Here is a 15,996-nt window from a genome sequence, read left to right as displayed (position 1 = left end):
CTGCAGTCTATTTCATTCAAAAGCTTATTTTTTCAAAGACATCTTATATTATAGTGTCTTTTTATTATTTTTCAAGAGGAAATTCTAAAGTTATTCTCTTGAATCATAAAAGCGACTTTATCACATCTAAGAGATAAAGTCTTTTCAAGGATATTTCTCATTAGCGATGGTTTTTAATATATCAAATAATACTTCTAGTGTCAATTGCTTTTCTTATTCCTTCTATAGTTTTTTTCCTTTCTCTTCCCCTTTTGGTAGGTAAGTATATATTTCATACATTCTACAGGTGGTGCTACTCTTTTAAACAACATAAATAAATGCTTATACCGTTCTTCCATTTCCGTTTTTATGAACATATCAATCCGTTCATCTCTCAAGTCATATAGAATTTCATCCATTTCTCTTTTTAATAAATATTGCATTTCCTTAATTTCTTTTTCATTTAAAAGCATTGCCAACATAACTTTTCCTCCTTGATGCAAAAATATATATGTTAAATGTAGTATAAACAGTTTCCATATTTTTTATAAAAAATAGTTCATTTTTTCATGATATAACTCATAGGATTGAAAGAAGAGTGTGGACGAGGTGATTAAAAATGAACTTTTTTTATGTATTAAACGGTAAAACGCTTAAGCAGATTTTGATTATTGGAATTGCCTCTTTTTTTACTGCCTGGTTTTTTTATTTGGGAAATATCGTACAAGTTCCTGTTTTTTCAGCCAAGGACGGCCCAAAAGCTGTTTATAAAGGCGAGAAGGATATCGCTTTGACCTTTAATATTGGATGGGGCGATGAAAAGGCAGAACCAATCTTAGATATTTTAAAAGAAAATGATGTTAAGTCTGCTACTTTCTTTTTATCTGGATCATGGGCTGAGCGTCATCCTGAACTTGTAGAGCGAATGGTTAAAGAGGGATATGAGATTGGAATGCTTGGGTATGAGTATAAGGATTATTCAGAGCTTGAAGACGAAAAGGTAAGAAGGGATATTTCACTAGCCAAAACAGTCTTTGACAAATTAGGGATTAAAAATATTCAACTTTTAAGGGCTCCAACTGGGCATTTCGATCAAAAAACGTTATCTATTGCTGAAAGATACGGTTATACGGTAGTTCATTGGAGCATTGACTCAAAGGACTGGACAAATCCAGGCACCGACATGATTAGAAGCAATGTTGCTCAGGCTAAAAAGGGAGATATTGTACTTCTGCATGCTTCAGATTCTGCTACACAAACGAGTAAAGCCCTCCCACTAATTATAGAGGATATTAAAAGAAAAGGTCTGAAGCTCGTAACTGTTTCAGAAATGATTGCTAATGCAAGTACTAAAACTGAGGAAATTAAATAACAAAGGAATCCAAGAATCCGGCCTCATTTAGGCCGGATTTTCAACTTTTGCACTTCTTTCTCTTATGGAACTTTCATGCAATTTATGCAAAATCAACAATTGGTATATATTGCAGGCTAACAGTGGAAAGATCATTAAATAAACCCAATTCTGATCGTTAATTCGTAAAACGGGAACCCATTCAACAATTGTCACAACTGTCATAAAAAATAGGGCTGGAATAAACGCCTTTTTGTTCGTTTGCTTTGCTTTATAATAAGCCGCTACTAACCCAACGGCTAAGATTAAGAGGGCTGGATACAAATATGGCAACAAACTCTCGCCATTTTCTGCAAAGGCCCGGTAACGAAAATATACTAAATCAAATAAAGCAAATACAATTAGAACAACTTGAACCCTATTCCAAAACGATCGGAAAATGGATAAACCAAAACGGTGAACGGTTAAATAAGCAAAAAAGGCCACTTGACTAACCAAACTAAAAATGAACCCGAAACAAAATAACCAAAAAAATGTTGAGATGATACTTAATAACTCAATATTCTTAAAATAAGGACTAAACTCCCCCCAACGCACAATAAAACCTGTTACACTCGTTACAAATCCTCCAATAAGAAGAGTTGAAAAAAATAATTTTACTACATTTCGACTTGTCACAATTGTATCCCCCATTATCAAAATGTTCCGTTTATTGAATTGTATCAACGAAAATTAGAAAAATCTAGGCATATGATTCAAGACGAATAATTTTATGTTCATTTCTTCATCCTAAGAGTAGGTAATACTCTGAGAGGAGTTTTTAAGATGAAGAGAGCCTTGCTTTTGTCTCTTATTATTCTAAGTGTATTTATAACCACTAGCTGTGGAGGTCAAGCCCAAGTCTCAAGGGAATTAGATTATGAGGAAACGAAAAAGATGGTTGTTGATATTCTAAAAACAGATGAGGGAAAGAAGGCCATTCAAGATGTTATGTCTGATGAAAAATTAAGACAACAACTAATTATGGATCAGGCGATTGTAACCGAAACCATACAATCTACCTTGACAAGTGAAAAAGGGGCGGATTTCTGGAAGAAGAATTTCGAGGATCCTGCTTTTGCCGAAAAAATGGCACAAAGTATGCAACAACAACATGAACAGTTGTTAAAATCCTTAATGAATGATCCAGAATATCGAACGAAATTAATTGAAGTGATGAAAGATCCCGAACTTATTCCGGATTTAACAACGATATTAAAAAGCAATGAGTATCGTGATCATCTAAAAACAGTCATCAGCGAAACCATTGAAAGCCCGCTTTATCAAACAAAAATCCAAGAATTACTCTTAAAAGCCGCGGAAAAAAAGGCAGACGAAGAAAAAAAAGCTGCAGAAGCATAAAAGGCCTGTCCCATTGGGATGGCCTTTTATCATTATTGGATTGCATCGATTACTTTATTAGCAATCTCCATATATTTTTTCCCTATTGGATGTTCTTCTTGATATACAGAAGGAGAGAAATCCTCTTCTCTAATAATTGGCTGCCCTAATGGGAGTCGCCCTAGGACAGTTGTTTCCAATGAATCAGCTAGCCTATCTCCGCCACCTTGACCAAATACATATTCCTTTTCCCCTGTAGCTTTGCTTTCAAAATAGGACATGTTTTCGATAACCCCTAGAATTTCATGCTCTGTTCTTAAAGCCATCGCACCAGCTCTTGCTGCAACAAAAGCAGCTGTCGGGTGTGGAGTTGTCACAATGATTTCTTTTGTTGTCGGTAACATACTATGAATATCTAAGGCAACATCCCCTGTTCCAGGAGGTAAATCTAATAATAAGTAGTCTAACTCGCCCCACTCGACATCATTGAAAAATTGGTTCAATACTTTTCCAAGCATCGGACCGCGCCAAATAATCGGTGCATTATCCTCTACAAAAAAGCCCATTGAAATGACTTTAACACCGAAACGTTCTACTGGAATTAGCTTTTCTCCTTTAACAGTAGGACGAGCGGTAATGCCCATCATATCAGGTACACTGAATCCATAAATATCCGCATCGACAAGCCCTACTTTTTTCCCTAGTCTAGCTAATGCCACGGCTAAGTTTACAGAAACAGTTGATTTACCCACTCCACCTTTACCACTCGCAATGGCAATAAAAGTGGTTTTACTATCTGGAGATAATAAACCTTGATTTTCTTCTTTTTTATCAGTAGAACGGTATTTCCCTACCGTTTCAGCTGGCAGTTCACTAAAACGAATTCCTACTGTATTAGCACCCGCTTCTTTTAAAGCATTTACAACTTGGGTTTGAAGCTGCATTTGTTCGGATGTTCCTGTTTTTGTAATTGCGATCTTGACGCTGACGTGATTCTTTTCTTTTTTAATTTTTATCTCTTCAATTGCATTTAACTCACCTAGAGTTACTTGCAAAAAGGGTTCTTTCATTGAGTTTAAACTCTCTCTGACTTTGTCCTCAGTAATCATACATTCATGCCCACCTTTGTTTGAATTTTCCTCCATATCAGTATAACATAGAGGCGACAAATCTCTATAATTTGAATCACAGTCTGGATTAAATACAAAAATACCTGAGAAAGGACGGTCGCCTTAATCAGGTATAGTTAATTCCTTTTCATTTGAATAATAGCGCATAATGCCATTATAAATAGAGACTGCGATTTTCTCTTGATATGGATCCTTTTTTAAGTTCGCTTTTTCTGTTGGATTTGATAAAAATCCAACTTCTACTAGAACACCTGGCTTTTTAGCATTATCTAAAATATAAACATGATTAATGGGTTTGGCCCTGCGGTTCGTATTTTCTAGATTTTTAATTAACTCGTCTTGGATAAACTTTGCTGCTCTTTCATTTTCATCATATTGTGGGGCATAAAAGGTTTGCGCTCCACTCCATTTAGCTGAAGGGATAGAGTTCAAGTGAACACTAACAAAAAAGTCGATATCTTGATTGTTAATCAGATCCAGTCGCTTTTTTAAATCCTGTACTTTCCTTCGACTGTATCCTTTCGTATCTGCATCTGCTAAATCGGTGTCGTCTTCTCTTGTCATAATTACAAGGGCACCTTGCTCCTGTAAATATTCCCTTAGCTTATGTGAAACATGCAATGCAATATCCTTCTCTAAGGCATCCTTATCCCCAGCACCACCATCAGGTCCGCCATGTCCTGGATCGATTAAAATAATTTTACCCGATAACGGTAAATTCCAATCTTTCCATGTATCGTCTTCCAAGAAATCATATTGTAAAATAAAAAACAGGACAATAAGTCCGATCGTAAAGATACTGGCTTTCCACTTTTTTCCCATGTCTATCCATCAATCCCTCCGCTTGTCCTTGCAATACAATATATGGGACAAGGAGAAGTGATAGAACTCATAGATGGAATTTAATGTAGCTTTAGCTTAATTCTTCTTTCACCTTTGTGAAAGCCATCCAGCCACCAGCTGTTAACATACTGCTCACACTGGTAATTTAAAGATTCACTCAAAACACCTTCTTGACTACCTCCCCAATACAATAAAAAATTGTAAAGGGTATCGATAAGATGTTTTTCCTCGTGTTGACAACGTAATTTAACATCTGTAGCTTCTTCACCATAATAACCGAAGCGGCTCATATTCGCTCCTAATAAAAAGGCCTCGATGGCAACATCATAACAGGCTTCTTCAATTCCACTGTGCATAATCATGCTTTGGGTAAAACGAGAAGCTCCAAAATAATGTTGAACTCTTTCTTTTAACGTCTTAACAGATATTTCACGGAGAACCGACTTTTCATATTTCATCTGTTTCTCGCGTTTTTTTTCTATAAAGGTCGTAATGACATTCACTTCAATCTTCACCTCTTTACGAGATAGTTTTTTACTCTCAGTAAAAGTCATACATTGAAACCTTTGCCTTCTGTTACCAATTTCTGAGGGGCAGTTTGCAAAAAAATAGACCCCGTTCCTCGCGACTGGGTCTTAGCTCCATAGCATTCATTTTAACTAAGTACGTTTAAATCATTTAAAGCCTGTTGCAGCGTTCCCTTTGTTTCGACTTTTCCATTTAAATCGATTCCAAGCTCAACAATTGTATTGGTTATTTCAGGTCGAACGCCTGTTAATATCGTCTTACAACCTTGGATACGGATTCCATTAACGATATTAAACAAATGACTAAGTACAGCCGTATCCATATAAGAAACACCCGACAGATCTAATATGATGTATTTTATATTTTGTTTATAAATTTCTTCCAAAACTTTAAATTGAATATTTTTTGCCCGTCTTGTATCAACCATTCCAATGATTGGTAAAATGGCAATTTCATTTGATAAGGGAATGACCGGGACATTTAAGTCATCAATTAATTCATTTTGCGCTGAGATGAGGTAACTAGTGTACTCTGAAAAACTGGCCGAAAAATGTTTAATATAAGAGTCCAGTGTAAAATTAACCTGTCTTTCCATTTCAAAAATTTCTTTTTTGGAAATTTCAATATGATCATAGTAATTATATAGGTAATCCCAATATGTCTTTCTAAGAGTTTGAATCCAGTCTAATTTTAAAATAAGTTCAAATTCTAATTCAGCCCACTTTCTCCCGTGATCTTTAGCATGAAGAACAAGGCCAAATTCATCTTCCCTATTCAATAGATCTACAATTGTTTCTGCAGAGCGTAAGATGTATTCCTCATCAATTGAATTATCAATCCCAGCAATGCTATCAAATAAGTTTCTGCCATTTTCCATTAAACGGTTCATAAAGGATTCCTTGTTGGTCTCGTAAAACTCAATAAATGTTTGATTTTCCTTAAAGACTAAATTCAACTTTTCCACTCCTAATTCCCTTATTTCTTGTATTGGAAACTCTATTGAAAAACATGTACCTTTGCCCACTTCACTATCGACATTCAATTTGCCATCATGTTCATAAATGGTTGAAAATACTTGCGTTTATCCCATACCCGTACCAGACTCTTTTGAAGTAAAAAATGGAGTTCCTAATAAACTTAGTTTTTTTTTTGGGATTCCCACCCCTGTGTCCGCTATTTGAACCATTAATTTCTCACCTAATTTGTAATGTCTTACAGTTAAGACACCATTTTCAGGCATAGCTTCAAAAGCATTTTTAATTAGATTAAATAAAGCTTTTTTCAACTGATTCCGTTTTCCATAAACCTTTAATTGTGTGTCTGTAAATCGCCTTTCAACGGTGACATGGTAAACCTGGTTTTGGAACAGATATAAAATTGATTCGAGTTCAGAGGTGAGACTGATTAATGAAAATTTCTCATCATCTAGGTCTGGCTTGGACACATTCAGTAAGTTTTTGCATCGTTGTCAAAGCATGATCCAATTCATCCACTGCAATGTCTAAATAGGCATGAGGATTTTCTTCCTTCAACAAATGGAGGAATCCTTTCACAGCTGTTAAGGGATTTCTAACCTCATGTGCAATGCCTGCTGCAATTTGTCCTACTGCTGCTAAACGATCAAGTGTAACATCATCAGTACTTGTTGCTTTTCCATTTAATTGCAATAATCCTCGTCCCTTCCTCAGATGTTTCTATAATAAATTCATCCATTAATCTTTTCGCTCCTAACAAACCTAGCCCAAGACCCTTTTTTGAAATAACCTTTTGTCCATTTAAAATTTGCTCCAGTTGATTGATGCCTTTACCCTGATCCTCAACAAATACTTGTATCCCCCTACTCTCAATAGAATCAAACTTAACGAGTCCATGTGTTCCGGAGTGATCCAGAATATTCTGAGTCAACTCTGACACGGCAACAACAATCTTTTGCATGTCCACTTTAGAAAACTCGAGAGCTTTAGCTAAGAGGCGAATACAATTAATGGCAATACGAATATCATTTTCAGACTTAATAACTATTACTTTTAACATAAATTAATTATAAGCAATTCGATCTTATTATGAAATAGTTTTTCACTATTTTAAGTTTTATAACTTTATCAAATAATCATTAATATTAGTCTTTAGTCTATCGAAATAAAAGAAAACACAAAAAAAAAGACCCAAGCAATAAGCTTGAGAGCCTTTGAAAACGTAGTAATCAACGTTTTGAGAACTGAGGTGCACGACGAGCGCCTTTAAGACCGTATTACTTACGTTCTATTATTTTAGTATTAAAATATGAAGAAACTCGAAATAAAATGATTTATTGAAAGCCTGACTTATCGGGACTTTTTCCTTTTAATAAAAAATAGATAATGTTAAATGGTAATAATATGGTCAAAAATAGTTCAGCTTATTTGAAGTCAGAAAAAAATTTTCGAAGAAAAGAGGTTTAGGTTCGAAAAAACGTCTACTTCTTCTCTGGTAATTGGACACCCCTCCGCTTTCTATTCTTACATACAACCGACAAGAACTAGGAAATGTGTAAGGTCAAAGAGAGTAGGAAGAACCAAAGATCGGATTAAACAAAAGAATCCCAAGTGATTTATGTTCACTTGGGACGTGCGAGTTTAGCAATTTGTTCTGAAATTATACTATAAATTATTTTGTGCTTATGACTTTATTCTATTTTTTGGCGAAACCGGCATTCAATAGATTTTTCCACTTTTGGGCGCTAGTTGCATATTTTATTCATTATAGTGTGTCGGGAATACGCGACGCAAATCATTTTCAATTTCTTCAAAGAATCTTTCAATTGGAAGTCAACTGGATATCGTTTGAAGAGTCATTCATTCGATCAGAGCGATCGGGGTTAATTGAGACATCGGGATTAACTGAGATATATACATTTTCAATATTATGGTCAATCGATTTTGCTTGATCCGCTATTCTCTGTGCAACGTCCGCGGAAAGATGATTATTGTTATTATTGAGTTGTGCAGCTATATAAACATTATTATTTTTTATAGTAACATTCGCCTGTTCAACTTCATTCATTGAGACAATTTTATCCTCAATGTGGTTCTTCCTTTGTGTATCATTGTTTGTATTATCATTTGCTCTAGATCCATAAGTGAAATTATTATCAGAATTATTGACTTTTGTAGGTTTTGTTATATCGGAACTTTGGACTGCGGTATCATTCGAGTTATCATTATTAACACCACAGGCTGAAAGAACCAAAGCTGTTAATGCAACTGAAATTAAAGCTATTCGTTTCATAAAAACCCTCCTTCATCCTACCCTTTTATATTGTCGTAATTTATTCTTCAGTATTCATGTGATTTTCCTGTACAAGGGAGAGAACAATTGAGAAAAGACGGGAGATTTCTGCGGATGAAGCTCCTGCTTTTTTATTTGGAAAGACAAAGTGTTAAAAAAACTGATATCCATTTTAGGTGGTATTGACTAACTGATGTGGCGAAGACTCCGATGATAGGAGTAAGCTACTTCTGCTCATGGATGGCCATTAGGTCTCAATAAGTTGTAGCAATCCATTTTCCAAAATTTCCGCTTGTAGAATACTCACAGTAAGTTCAGTAAAAATAAAGGGGAAAGATGATGGTTAATAAGTTATTTATTATTCTGGTAGTGGTGGATATTCAAATCCGGTGATCGTGTCTGTACTTAATATAAACACTTAATGCTTTCTCAATATCACTTGATCTAAACGTTTCACATACCGATAAGATGCCTTTTTATAAATGAGCACACTGTCATGGGTGTCTCTTAGAATGTAAATAGTAATTATTGGTTTTCAGTTAAGATTATGTAGGACATCTTTTAATAAATTATTTATACTTTCATTGCTTATTACCTATACAAAGTTCTTGGACTATGAAACACCGCTGATTAGTATGACTTGGGATAGTTGCGATTTTTAGAGTTCTAAGCTTTTAAGCATAGACCCCCATTTGGGAAAAAATGGGGGGTCTCGACAACCCTATTATACTCAATTTGAGGTTTTTTCTTTTATTCATCTTTTTTATTAATGTATATTCCAGTTTTTTAGAATATGTTTTTCAGTGACCTCAAACCGTCTTCATGCTTCAAACCTTTTTATATTTAGAATCAAGTGATCTATTAATTTTTTAGATGAAGATGTTTAACGAATTAATTCAAAACTAAAAGACATTATAGATAACAAGGGAGAATTTTAACGAATTATTTCAAAACTAATAGACTACATAGACGGTAAGGGAGAGATTAAAATTTTTAACGATTTTTTTCAATTCTAACACACTACATAGAATAGTAAGGGAGATAATAAGATGATTAAAAGAACGACTATAATTTTTTTGACAGCAATAATCTTCATCTCTACGTTAGTAATGCCTACTTATGCGGCGAACGGTGGAACACAGGGAAACAGCCCCTGGATGAACACCAAGCTCTCGGCTGAGAAGCGCACCGAGCTGCTTCTCGATGCGATGACGATCGAACAGAAGATGCAGCAAATCGTTATTTCGCGCTTCAATGAGAATGACACCGGTGAGACGGTCGTCATCAATAGGGGAGGAACAAGCAAATACCAAAACGGAGTTTTCGAGCCCCAGGGTACTTTGCCCGGATGTGAGTGGCAGGACACCGGCCGGCAGATCCGCGGGATCAAGGAACTAGGTATTCCCACCATCCGCATGACCAACGGTGGTACAGGGGTGAAGGGCGGATCGTGTGGCAATGACCCATTGGCAACAGGCCTACCGTCTACTCTGGCCATGGCTGCGACTTTCGACCGTAAGCTAAACAATGAGGCCGGTCGGATCCTTGGCGAGGAGACCCGGGCCTTTGCACATCACGTGATGCTCGGACCTGGCATGAACCTTGTGCGTCACCCGTACAATGGCCGGAACTATGAGTACTTCAGTGAGGACCCATACCTCACGGGTATACTAGCAACCGAGCAAGTCAAGGGAATCCAGGCCCAGGGGATTCAGGCCCAGCTTAAGCACCTAGCAGGCAACGAGCAGGAAACTGAGCGATGGACGATGGGTGTACAGGTTCCCTCACGTGCCATGAACGAGCTGTATATGCTGCCTTTCGAGATGGCCGCTAAGGATGCTAATCCAGCCTCTGTGATGTGCTCGTTCCCGGATGTAAATGGCACTTTTGCCTGTGACAGCTCTGAACTACTTCAGGACGCTTTGCGTAAAAACTGGGGCTTCAACGGTTATGTCATGAGTGACCGTCGCGCGATTCATGACACGGTTTCTGCTATTAAGGCGGGCACGAATGTCGAGCTCGACTGGGCACCTCAGTACTACACCCAAGAGAAAATTCAGAAGGCTCTTGATACTGGTCAGGTGACCGAGAACGACATCGACAATCTGCTTCGTCCACGGTACATCAAGATGATTGAATTTGGCCATATGGATAAGCCTTTCAACAAGTTCATGCCGGAGATCGTCGATTCGAAAGCTAATGGTACTATCGCTCGAAAGATGGCCGAGGAAGGGGCCGTACTGTTGAAGAACGAAAACGGCTTCCTGCCACTGGATGGGAAACCGAAGTCGATCGCACTGATTGGTGTCGAGTGGTTCGCAGGTATAGCCAAGTTGTCCCCGCGCTCTGTTCGAGACACCAATGAGAACGTCGTGACCCCTTACACGGTCACCCCACAGGAAGGCTTGGAAAATGTTATTAAAGAGATGGGCTACAACACCAAGGTGACGTACAACGATGGCCGTGACCCTCAAGCCGCTGCCAAACTGGCCTCACAGTCTGACATCGTGCTACTCATGATCGGTGACAATCCGCATGAAACTAAGGATCGCGAGACTCTCGGCTTCCCGGCTATCGATCTCAACAAACATCGAGACAAAGTGGACTGGGTGGAGCAGGAGCCGCTGATCGATGCGGTCCTGAAGGCAAACGCAAAGAACACTGCTGTGATCCTGAAGACCTCTGGTACAGTGCTCATGCCGTGGTTGGATCAGGTTCCTGCCGTACTCGAGGCGTGGTTCCCGGGAATGGAAGATGGTAACGCTGTTGCCAATCTGCTTTACGGGAAGGTCAATCCTTCCGGAAAACTGCCTATGACGTTTGGTGCCAGCGCGCGAGAGGCCGCTTTCGCTACCGAGAAACAATACCCAGGAACTCGTCAAGACACCGGCAAACCTGGTGGCCCAGGTCCGTATGGCGACGGTTCCAAACAGATGATCGCCCAGTACACCGAAGGTCTGCAGATGGGTTACCGCTGGTACGAGGCCAACAATGTAAAGCCTCTCTTCCCTTTCGGATACGGTCTATCGTACACGACCTTCAAGTATGACGGCCTCAAAGTGAAGAGGGTTCGCGGCAACAAGGGCTCATTGTCCGGTATTGATGTAACTTTCACCGTCACGAACACTGGTGACGTTGCCGGCAAAGAAGCGGCACAGGTTTATCTAACCCTGCCGAACGAGGCGGGGCAACCGACTAAGCGCCTCGTAAACTTTGAGAAGATTGACCTTAAGCCCGGTGAGAACAAGACGGTGACTCTAAGGATTGACCAGGCAGGCTCCAACCACCCGTTCTCCTATTTTATTCCGAAAGAACCGGACAACCTAGCGAACTGGGCTGACGGCGAGTGGGCAACCGCTGACGGAAAGTACCGCGTACATGTCGGAGGTTCCTCGACAGATACTCCACTGGAAAAGGAGATTCCGTTGAACTTCAAACTTGACAAGAATAAAGGCAAAGGCAACAACAAGGGCAAAGGGAACTCTAAGTAATATGCCCATGATCATGGGATGATGTCTTCGACCGGTAGAGGTCGTCGTAGCATCCCAACAGGCGGTGAGCAAGTAAGCTCACCGCTTTTCTCCTTGTCTCCATGGACAATGAGAGGGATGAAAAATTTCCTGTAAGGACGTGAGAAGTTTGAAGAAAAAATCAGTTCGTAACAGCCGGCTAGGTTTGGCTAATTGGTGGTGGTTAGCCCTTGGCCTTGTGATCCTCTTGACCGCATGCACCGTGAAGGAACCTGACAAGTCAGTAGAGAGCGATAAAACTGCTGAACCAGCTCCGGCCGAACGTGGCGACTGGCATGTCCCCGGCTTGGTGGACCGATCTGGCAAGCCAATCGAGGTGCCGATGCCAGGTCCGACCACAGGCAGGACTCTGGATGTTACGAAATTTGGGGCAGATCCGGATCCGGACTCAAAAGACGACGCAGCGGCCATAAGGAAGGCCCTTGATGCGGCTGAACCGGGTGACGAGGTCTTACTGCCTGCCGGCACGTATGACCTGCGCACCACTGACCCGGCCGACGAGTCAGCGAACATCGTACTGCGCAGCGGTGTGGACCTGCGGGGCGAGGGTCAGGAGAGAACCGTGCTACTGACTTCTTTCGACGGTGAGGATGACAGCCGGGTCATTCGTGGCTCCGGTGCCCAAGATGTGATCGTCGCTGACCTCACCATCACCTCTCGTTATAAGGGACCACTCGGCGATGACCCTGAAAACGGCGACGTGGGTGGTGGTCCTATGTACGGAATCTACCTCGGAGCCCACAAAGGGACAGCCAGCTCCCGGATCCTTGTGGAGAACCTGAGCATTCGTAAATTCAAACGCCACGGAATCTCCGTCAAGGCCAGCCGTGAAGTGACCCTCACTGGAAACTCTGTAAGTGAAGCAACTGCTGTTGGCCCTGGGGGACAGGGCTATGGAATCGCTATCGAGGGCTCAGTGAAGCAGCACGACCCGGATGCCACCAACGACTCCCGACACAACGTCGTCATAGGTAATACCTTCGATGGCAGGCATCTACGGCACGCCATTCTACTACAGTTCCCCACACACAACAATCTCGTGGCAGAGAACACCATTACCGGCAGCATCCTCGACGCCATCGACCTGCACGGCGAGGGTGAATATCTGAACGAAATCAGGGATAACACGGTCGTTGGGGGGCAGCGGGCGGGCATCGCATTAGGCAATTCCGGCGGGGCAAAGAACAAACATGATGCCTCAGGTCCTGGAAACTGGGTGCACTCTAACGACTTGATTGCAAACCGTCAAGGAGTCCTCGTCATTTTGGGAACACCTGACACCCTCATTGAGGACAACAGAATCACCAGTGGGGATAATTCGCGGGTCGGCATCGAGGTCCGTAATGCACCAGGCACAAAGTTGTACGGTAACCACATCACTGGGGGGACTGACATGTTCTCGGGTATCCGCCTCATCAAGGACCGCGGTGCTGACGGACGCGGCAAAGGAATCCCGTCAGGCATCAGGGTCAAGGGCAATGTCATTCGAAAAGCCACCAATGGCATTAGGATCGATGCCGGGAAGAACCTCTGTATAATGGAAAACATTTTCGACAGCATTGAGGGAGACGAGTTGAGGGTGGCCAACGGGATAGAGGTGAGCCAGTCTTGTCCCTAATCCACAAATGGATTAACAGTTATGGCATCTTCGTGGAATGAATAAGGTCATTAAATTAAAAATATCGTTGATCATTACTAAGTATTTATTGAGATAAACACTGTAAATCGCTTGATATAAAGGGATTTGCAGCTACTGTTGAAAAGCTTTTAGAATCAACGACACTCCTTTGGCAGGGGGAAACTTGAACTAAGATGTTTAAATCATTTATTATTTTTAATCTTTAAACCTTAATAAACTTAAAACAGGAGAACGGGAACACAACAGCATTTCTTTTAGACTTGGCTTTAGGAGCCGATAATCAGTCTTTCCGAAACTTCATGAAGAGATCACATGAGGTTTTAACAAAGGTACTACTATAAGGTTTAATATTCCGTATTTAAAAATAATGTCCTTAATCGAATTTTGTCTATTTTCAATGCTTAAGAAAAATACTACGTTTTGAATCTAAAAGGAGTATAAAAGATGCTCGGTTGCTCCCCTGCTGGATTTTTAAAAAAGGTTCCAAGGGGTGTCCAATCCAGTATTCAACGTAAAAAAACCTCTCCCAAAAGTTTGGGAAAGGTTTTTTTGTTGTATAACAACGATATTAACGTTTTGAGAACTGAGGTGCACGACGAGCGCCTTTAAGACCGTATTTCTTACGTTCTTTCATACGTGGGTCACGTGTTAAGTATCCAGCGCGTTTTAGAGTTGCGCGGTATTCTGGGTCAGCTTGTAGTAACGCACGAGCGATACCATGACGGATTGCTCCAGCTTGACCAGTATAGCCACCACCATTAACATTTACAAGCACATCGTAGCTGCCAAGAGTTTCAGTAGCCACTAAAGGTTGTCTTACAACCTCACGTAATGCTTCAAATGGGATGTAGTCGTTAACGTCACGACCATTGATTACAACTTTACCATCGCCTGGTACTAAACGTACACGAGCAACAGAACTTTTACGACGACCAGTACCGATATATTGAACTTGTGCCAAGATAATAACCTCCTTTATAAATTATCCACGAAGTTCGTAAACTTCAGGTTGTTGAGCTTGGTGCGGATGTTCGCTACCAGCATAAACGTGTAATTTTTTAGCCATTTGACGACCAAGAGTGTTCTTTGGAAGCATGCCTTTAACTGCTTGTTCTAACATTCTTTCAGGGAAGTTAGTACGCATTTCAAGAGCCGTTCTTTGTTTCAAACCACCTGGGTGATTTGTGTGACGGTAATAGATTTTGTCATTAATTTTATTACCAGTCAATTCGATTTTTGAAGCATTTAAAAGAATAACATGATCACCAGTGTCCACATGTGGTGTGTAAGTTGGTTTATGTTTACCACGTAAAATTGATGCAACTTCTGTAGCAAGACGTCCTAAAGTTTTGCCTTCAGCATCAATTACGTACCATTTACGCTCAATATTTTGGGCATTTGCCATAAATGTTGTACGCATGAATTTCCCTCCTAATAATAGCCATTTCATTAAATTTCGTTCGTAACATATCTCATATTTAATCACAATAAGTTCCGGGGCTTATCGTGGGATTAAAAATCATACCATATAATAATAAATCCTCTGGTGGTTAATGTCAAGAAAATGTTACACCAGGTAGGGTTGTTTTAGAAAAAAATTTTTTCTACCCTTAATAATCTACTTTCCACAAGTATAACCCTTGTGGTGGTGCGGTTTTACCTGCTTGGCCTCGATCCTTCGCTTGAAGAATTTCTACCATTTCTTCGGGACAAATATTTCCTTTACCAACCTCTAGAAGAGTACCCACTAAGATTCGAACCATGTTGTATAAAAAGCCATTACCAGCGAACCGGAATATAACGACATCGCCCTCTTCGAAAATCTCAATTTCTGTTACGGTACGAACACGGTCCTCTACTTCTGTCTTTGCGGAGCAAAAGCTCGTAAAGTCATGGGTCCCGATTAAATAGGAGGCGGCCTTCCGCATTAAATCAATATTTAAATCATACTGATACTGAAATTGATAATTCCGCGAAAAAGGATCCGATATGGCTGTCCGCTTGATAAAATAGCGATACTCTTTGCCTATTGCATCGAAACGAGCGTGAAATGATGAATGTACTTTCTCAACCTGAATGATAGCAATATCTTCTGGCAAGAGACTTTGAAGCGCCATCCGCCAGCGATCCATTGGAATGGATAGTGGTGAATCAAAATGAATGACCTGACCCTTCGCATGAACACCTGCATCTGTTCGACCAGAGGCGGTAACTTTAATCTCTTGTCCTTTGTGAATCTTCATTAAAACAGATTCTATTTCTCTTTGAACCGTTCTCGTTTTTGGCTGAACCTGATAACCCGAAAACAAAGTGCCGTCATAACTTATCGTACATTTATAGCGCTGCATG

17 protein-coding genes are annotated in these 15,996 nt (G+C 40.2%); 4 read left to right on the top strand and 13 right to left on the bottom strand.

Annotated elements, in window-relative coordinates; translation table 11 throughout:
- Nucleotides 1-200 precede the first annotated feature (200 nt).
- Nucleotides 201-461, bottom strand: coding sequence for a hypothetical protein (locus tag R4Z10_RS00890; RefSeq protein ID WP_338471374.1), 261 nt, complete (start codon nucleotides 459-461; stop codon nucleotides 201-203).
- 137 nt (nucleotides 462-598) lie between these two features.
- Here R4Z10_RS00890 and pdaB point away from each other — a divergent pair, with 137 nt between their 5' ends.
- A complete protein-coding gene (gene pdaB / locus R4Z10_RS00885) occupies nucleotides 599-1,351 on the top strand; it encodes a polysaccharide deacetylase family sporulation protein PdaB (protein WP_338471373.1) in 753 nt (250 codons plus the stop codon).
- A gap of 27 nt (nucleotides 1,352-1,378) precedes the next feature.
- On the opposite strand, the gene R4Z10_RS00880 is transcribed toward pdaB, so the two are convergent.
- The gene (locus R4Z10_RS00880; protein WP_338473131.1) at nucleotides 1,379-2,008 is read right to left on the bottom strand and encodes a KinB-signaling pathway activation protein; all 630 of its coding nucleotides are present in this window, start codon (nucleotides 2,006-2,008) and stop codon (nucleotides 1,379-1,381) included.
- 147 nt (nucleotides 2,009-2,155) lie between these two features.
- Between R4Z10_RS00880 and gerD the strand changes: the two genes are divergently transcribed.
- Nucleotides 2,156-2,731 carry a spore germination lipoprotein GerD gene (gerD, locus tag R4Z10_RS00875; protein ID WP_338471372.1) on the top strand — a complete coding sequence of 192 codons (576 nt, stop codon included), beginning with the start codon at nucleotides 2,156-2,158 and terminating at the stop codon, nucleotides 2,729-2,731.
- Between the two features lie 32 nt (nucleotides 2,732-2,763).
- On the opposite strand, the gene R4Z10_RS00870 is transcribed toward gerD, so the two are convergent.
- The 8 genes from R4Z10_RS00870 to R4Z10_RS00835 form a co-directional block, all read right to left on the bottom strand.
- Complete coding sequence (locus R4Z10_RS00870; RefSeq protein ID WP_338471371.1) at nucleotides 2,764-3,819, bottom strand: P-loop NTPase; 1,056 nt, start codon at nucleotides 3,817-3,819, stop codon at nucleotides 2,764-2,766.
- Between the two features lie 123 nt (nucleotides 3,820-3,942).
- Nucleotides 3,943-4,662: an N-acetylmuramoyl-L-alanine amidase CwlD gene (cwlD, locus tag R4Z10_RS00865; protein ID WP_338471370.1), complete on the bottom strand. Its 720-nt coding sequence runs from the start codon at nucleotides 4,660-4,662 to the stop codon at nucleotides 3,943-3,945.
- 80 nt (nucleotides 4,663-4,742) lie between these two features.
- On the bottom strand, nucleotides 4,743-5,186 hold the full coding sequence (locus tag R4Z10_RS00860; RefSeq protein ID WP_338473130.1) for a YbaK family protein: 444 nt from the start codon (nucleotides 5,184-5,186) through the stop codon (nucleotides 4,743-4,745).
- A 152-nt stretch (nucleotides 5,187-5,338) separates the two neighbouring features.
- Nucleotides 5,339-6,166, bottom strand: a complete 828-nt coding sequence (locus R4Z10_RS00855) for an STAS domain-containing protein (protein WP_338471369.1) — start codon at nucleotides 6,164-6,166, stop codon at nucleotides 5,339-5,341.
- A gap of 126 nt (nucleotides 6,167-6,292) precedes the next feature.
- Nucleotides 6,293-6,655 (bottom strand): ATP-binding protein, encoded by a 363-nt coding sequence (locus R4Z10_RS00850; RefSeq protein WP_338471368.1) that lies wholly within the window; start codon nucleotides 6,653-6,655, stop codon nucleotides 6,293-6,295.
- Nucleotides 6,633-6,878: a histidine kinase dimerization/phospho-acceptor domain-containing protein gene (locus R4Z10_RS00845; RefSeq protein ID WP_338471367.1), complete on the bottom strand. Its 246-nt coding sequence runs from the start codon at nucleotides 6,876-6,878 to the stop codon at nucleotides 6,633-6,635. The genes R4Z10_RS00850 and R4Z10_RS00845 overlap by 23 nt, the downstream gene beginning before the upstream one ends.
- On the bottom strand, nucleotides 6,847-7,245 hold the full coding sequence (locus tag R4Z10_RS00840; RefSeq protein ID WP_338471366.1) for an ATP-binding protein: 399 nt from the start codon (nucleotides 7,243-7,245) through the stop codon (nucleotides 6,847-6,849). Before R4Z10_RS00840 ends, R4Z10_RS00845 begins: the two co-directional genes overlap by 32 nt.
- A 762-nt stretch (nucleotides 7,246-8,007) precedes the next feature.
- Nucleotides 8,008-8,478, bottom strand: coding sequence for a YhcN/YlaJ family sporulation lipoprotein (locus tag R4Z10_RS00835; RefSeq protein WP_338471365.1), 471 nt, complete (start codon nucleotides 8,476-8,478; stop codon nucleotides 8,008-8,010).
- Nucleotides 8,479-9,527: 1,049 nt separating this feature from the next.
- Here R4Z10_RS00835 and R4Z10_RS00830 point away from each other — a divergent pair.
- Nucleotides 9,528-11,969, top strand: coding sequence for a glycoside hydrolase family 3 C-terminal domain-containing protein (locus tag R4Z10_RS00830; RefSeq protein ID WP_338471364.1), 2,442 nt, complete (start codon nucleotides 9,528-9,530; stop codon nucleotides 11,967-11,969).
- A gap of 148 nt (nucleotides 11,970-12,117) precedes the next feature.
- Nucleotides 12,118-13,626, top strand: coding sequence for a right-handed parallel beta-helix repeat-containing protein (locus R4Z10_RS00825; protein ID WP_338471363.1), 1,509 nt, complete (start codon nucleotides 12,118-12,120; stop codon nucleotides 13,624-13,626).
- 589 nt (nucleotides 13,627-14,215) lie between these two features.
- On the opposite strand, the gene rpsI is transcribed toward R4Z10_RS00825, so the two are convergent.
- From rpsI to truA, 3 genes are all read right to left on the bottom strand, one after another.
- The gene (gene rpsI, locus R4Z10_RS00820) at nucleotides 14,216-14,608 is read right to left on the bottom strand and encodes a 30S ribosomal protein S9 (RefSeq protein WP_338471362.1); all 393 of its coding nucleotides are present in this window, start codon (nucleotides 14,606-14,608) and stop codon (nucleotides 14,216-14,218) included.
- A 21-nt stretch (nucleotides 14,609-14,629) separates the two neighbouring features.
- Complete coding sequence (gene rplM, locus R4Z10_RS00815; RefSeq protein WP_338471361.1) at nucleotides 14,630-15,067, bottom strand: 50S ribosomal protein L13; 438 nt, start codon at nucleotides 15,065-15,067, stop codon at nucleotides 14,630-14,632.
- Nucleotides 15,068-15,257: 190 nt separating this feature from the next.
- A complete protein-coding gene (gene truA / locus R4Z10_RS00810; RefSeq protein ID WP_338471360.1) occupies nucleotides 15,258-15,995 on the bottom strand; it encodes a tRNA pseudouridine(38-40) synthase TruA in 738 nt (245 codons plus the stop codon).
- Nucleotide 15,996 lies beyond the last annotated feature (1 nt).

The organism is Niallia sp. XMNu-256 (assembly GCF_036670015.1).
Lineage (GTDB): Bacteria > Bacillota > Bacilli > Bacillales > Cytobacillaceae > Bacillus_BD.
This window is presented reverse-complemented; position numbering and strand designations above follow the sequence as displayed.

Coding starts and splice junctions, on each gene's coding strand:
- R4Z10_RS00890 (WP_338471374.1), bottom strand. CDS start 461: ATGTTGGCAATGCTTTTAAATGAAAAAGAAATTAAGGAAATGCAATAT.
- pdaB (WP_338471373.1), top strand. CDS start 599: ATGAACTTTTTTTATGTATTAAACGGTAAAACGCTTAAGCAGATTTTG.
- gerD (WP_338471372.1), top strand. CDS start 2,156: ATGAAGAGAGCCTTGCTTTTGTCTCTTATTATTCTAAGTGTATTTATA.
- R4Z10_RS00870 (WP_338471371.1), bottom strand. CDS start 3,819: ATGATTACTGAGGACAAAGTCAGAGAGAGTTTAAACTCAATGAAAGAA.
- cwlD (WP_338471370.1), bottom strand. CDS start 4,662: ATGGGAAAAAAGTGGAAAGCCAGTATCTTTACGATCGGACTTATTGTC.
- R4Z10_RS00840 (WP_338471366.1), bottom strand. CDS start 7,245: ATGTTAAAAGTAATAGTTATTAAGTCTGAAAATGATATTCGTATTGCC.
- R4Z10_RS00835 (WP_338471365.1), bottom strand. CDS start 8,478: ATGAAACGAATAGCTTTAATTTCAGTTGCATTAACAGCTTTGGTTCTT.
- R4Z10_RS00830 (WP_338471364.1), top strand. CDS start 9,528: ATGATTAAAAGAACGACTATAATTTTTTTGACAGCAATAATCTTCATC.
- rplM (WP_338471361.1), bottom strand. CDS start 15,067: ATGCGTACAACATTTATGGCAAATGCCCAAAATATTGAGCGTAAATGG.
- truA (WP_338471360.1), bottom strand. CDS start 15,995: ATGCAGCGCTATAAATGTACGATAAGTTATGACGGCACTTTGTTTTCG.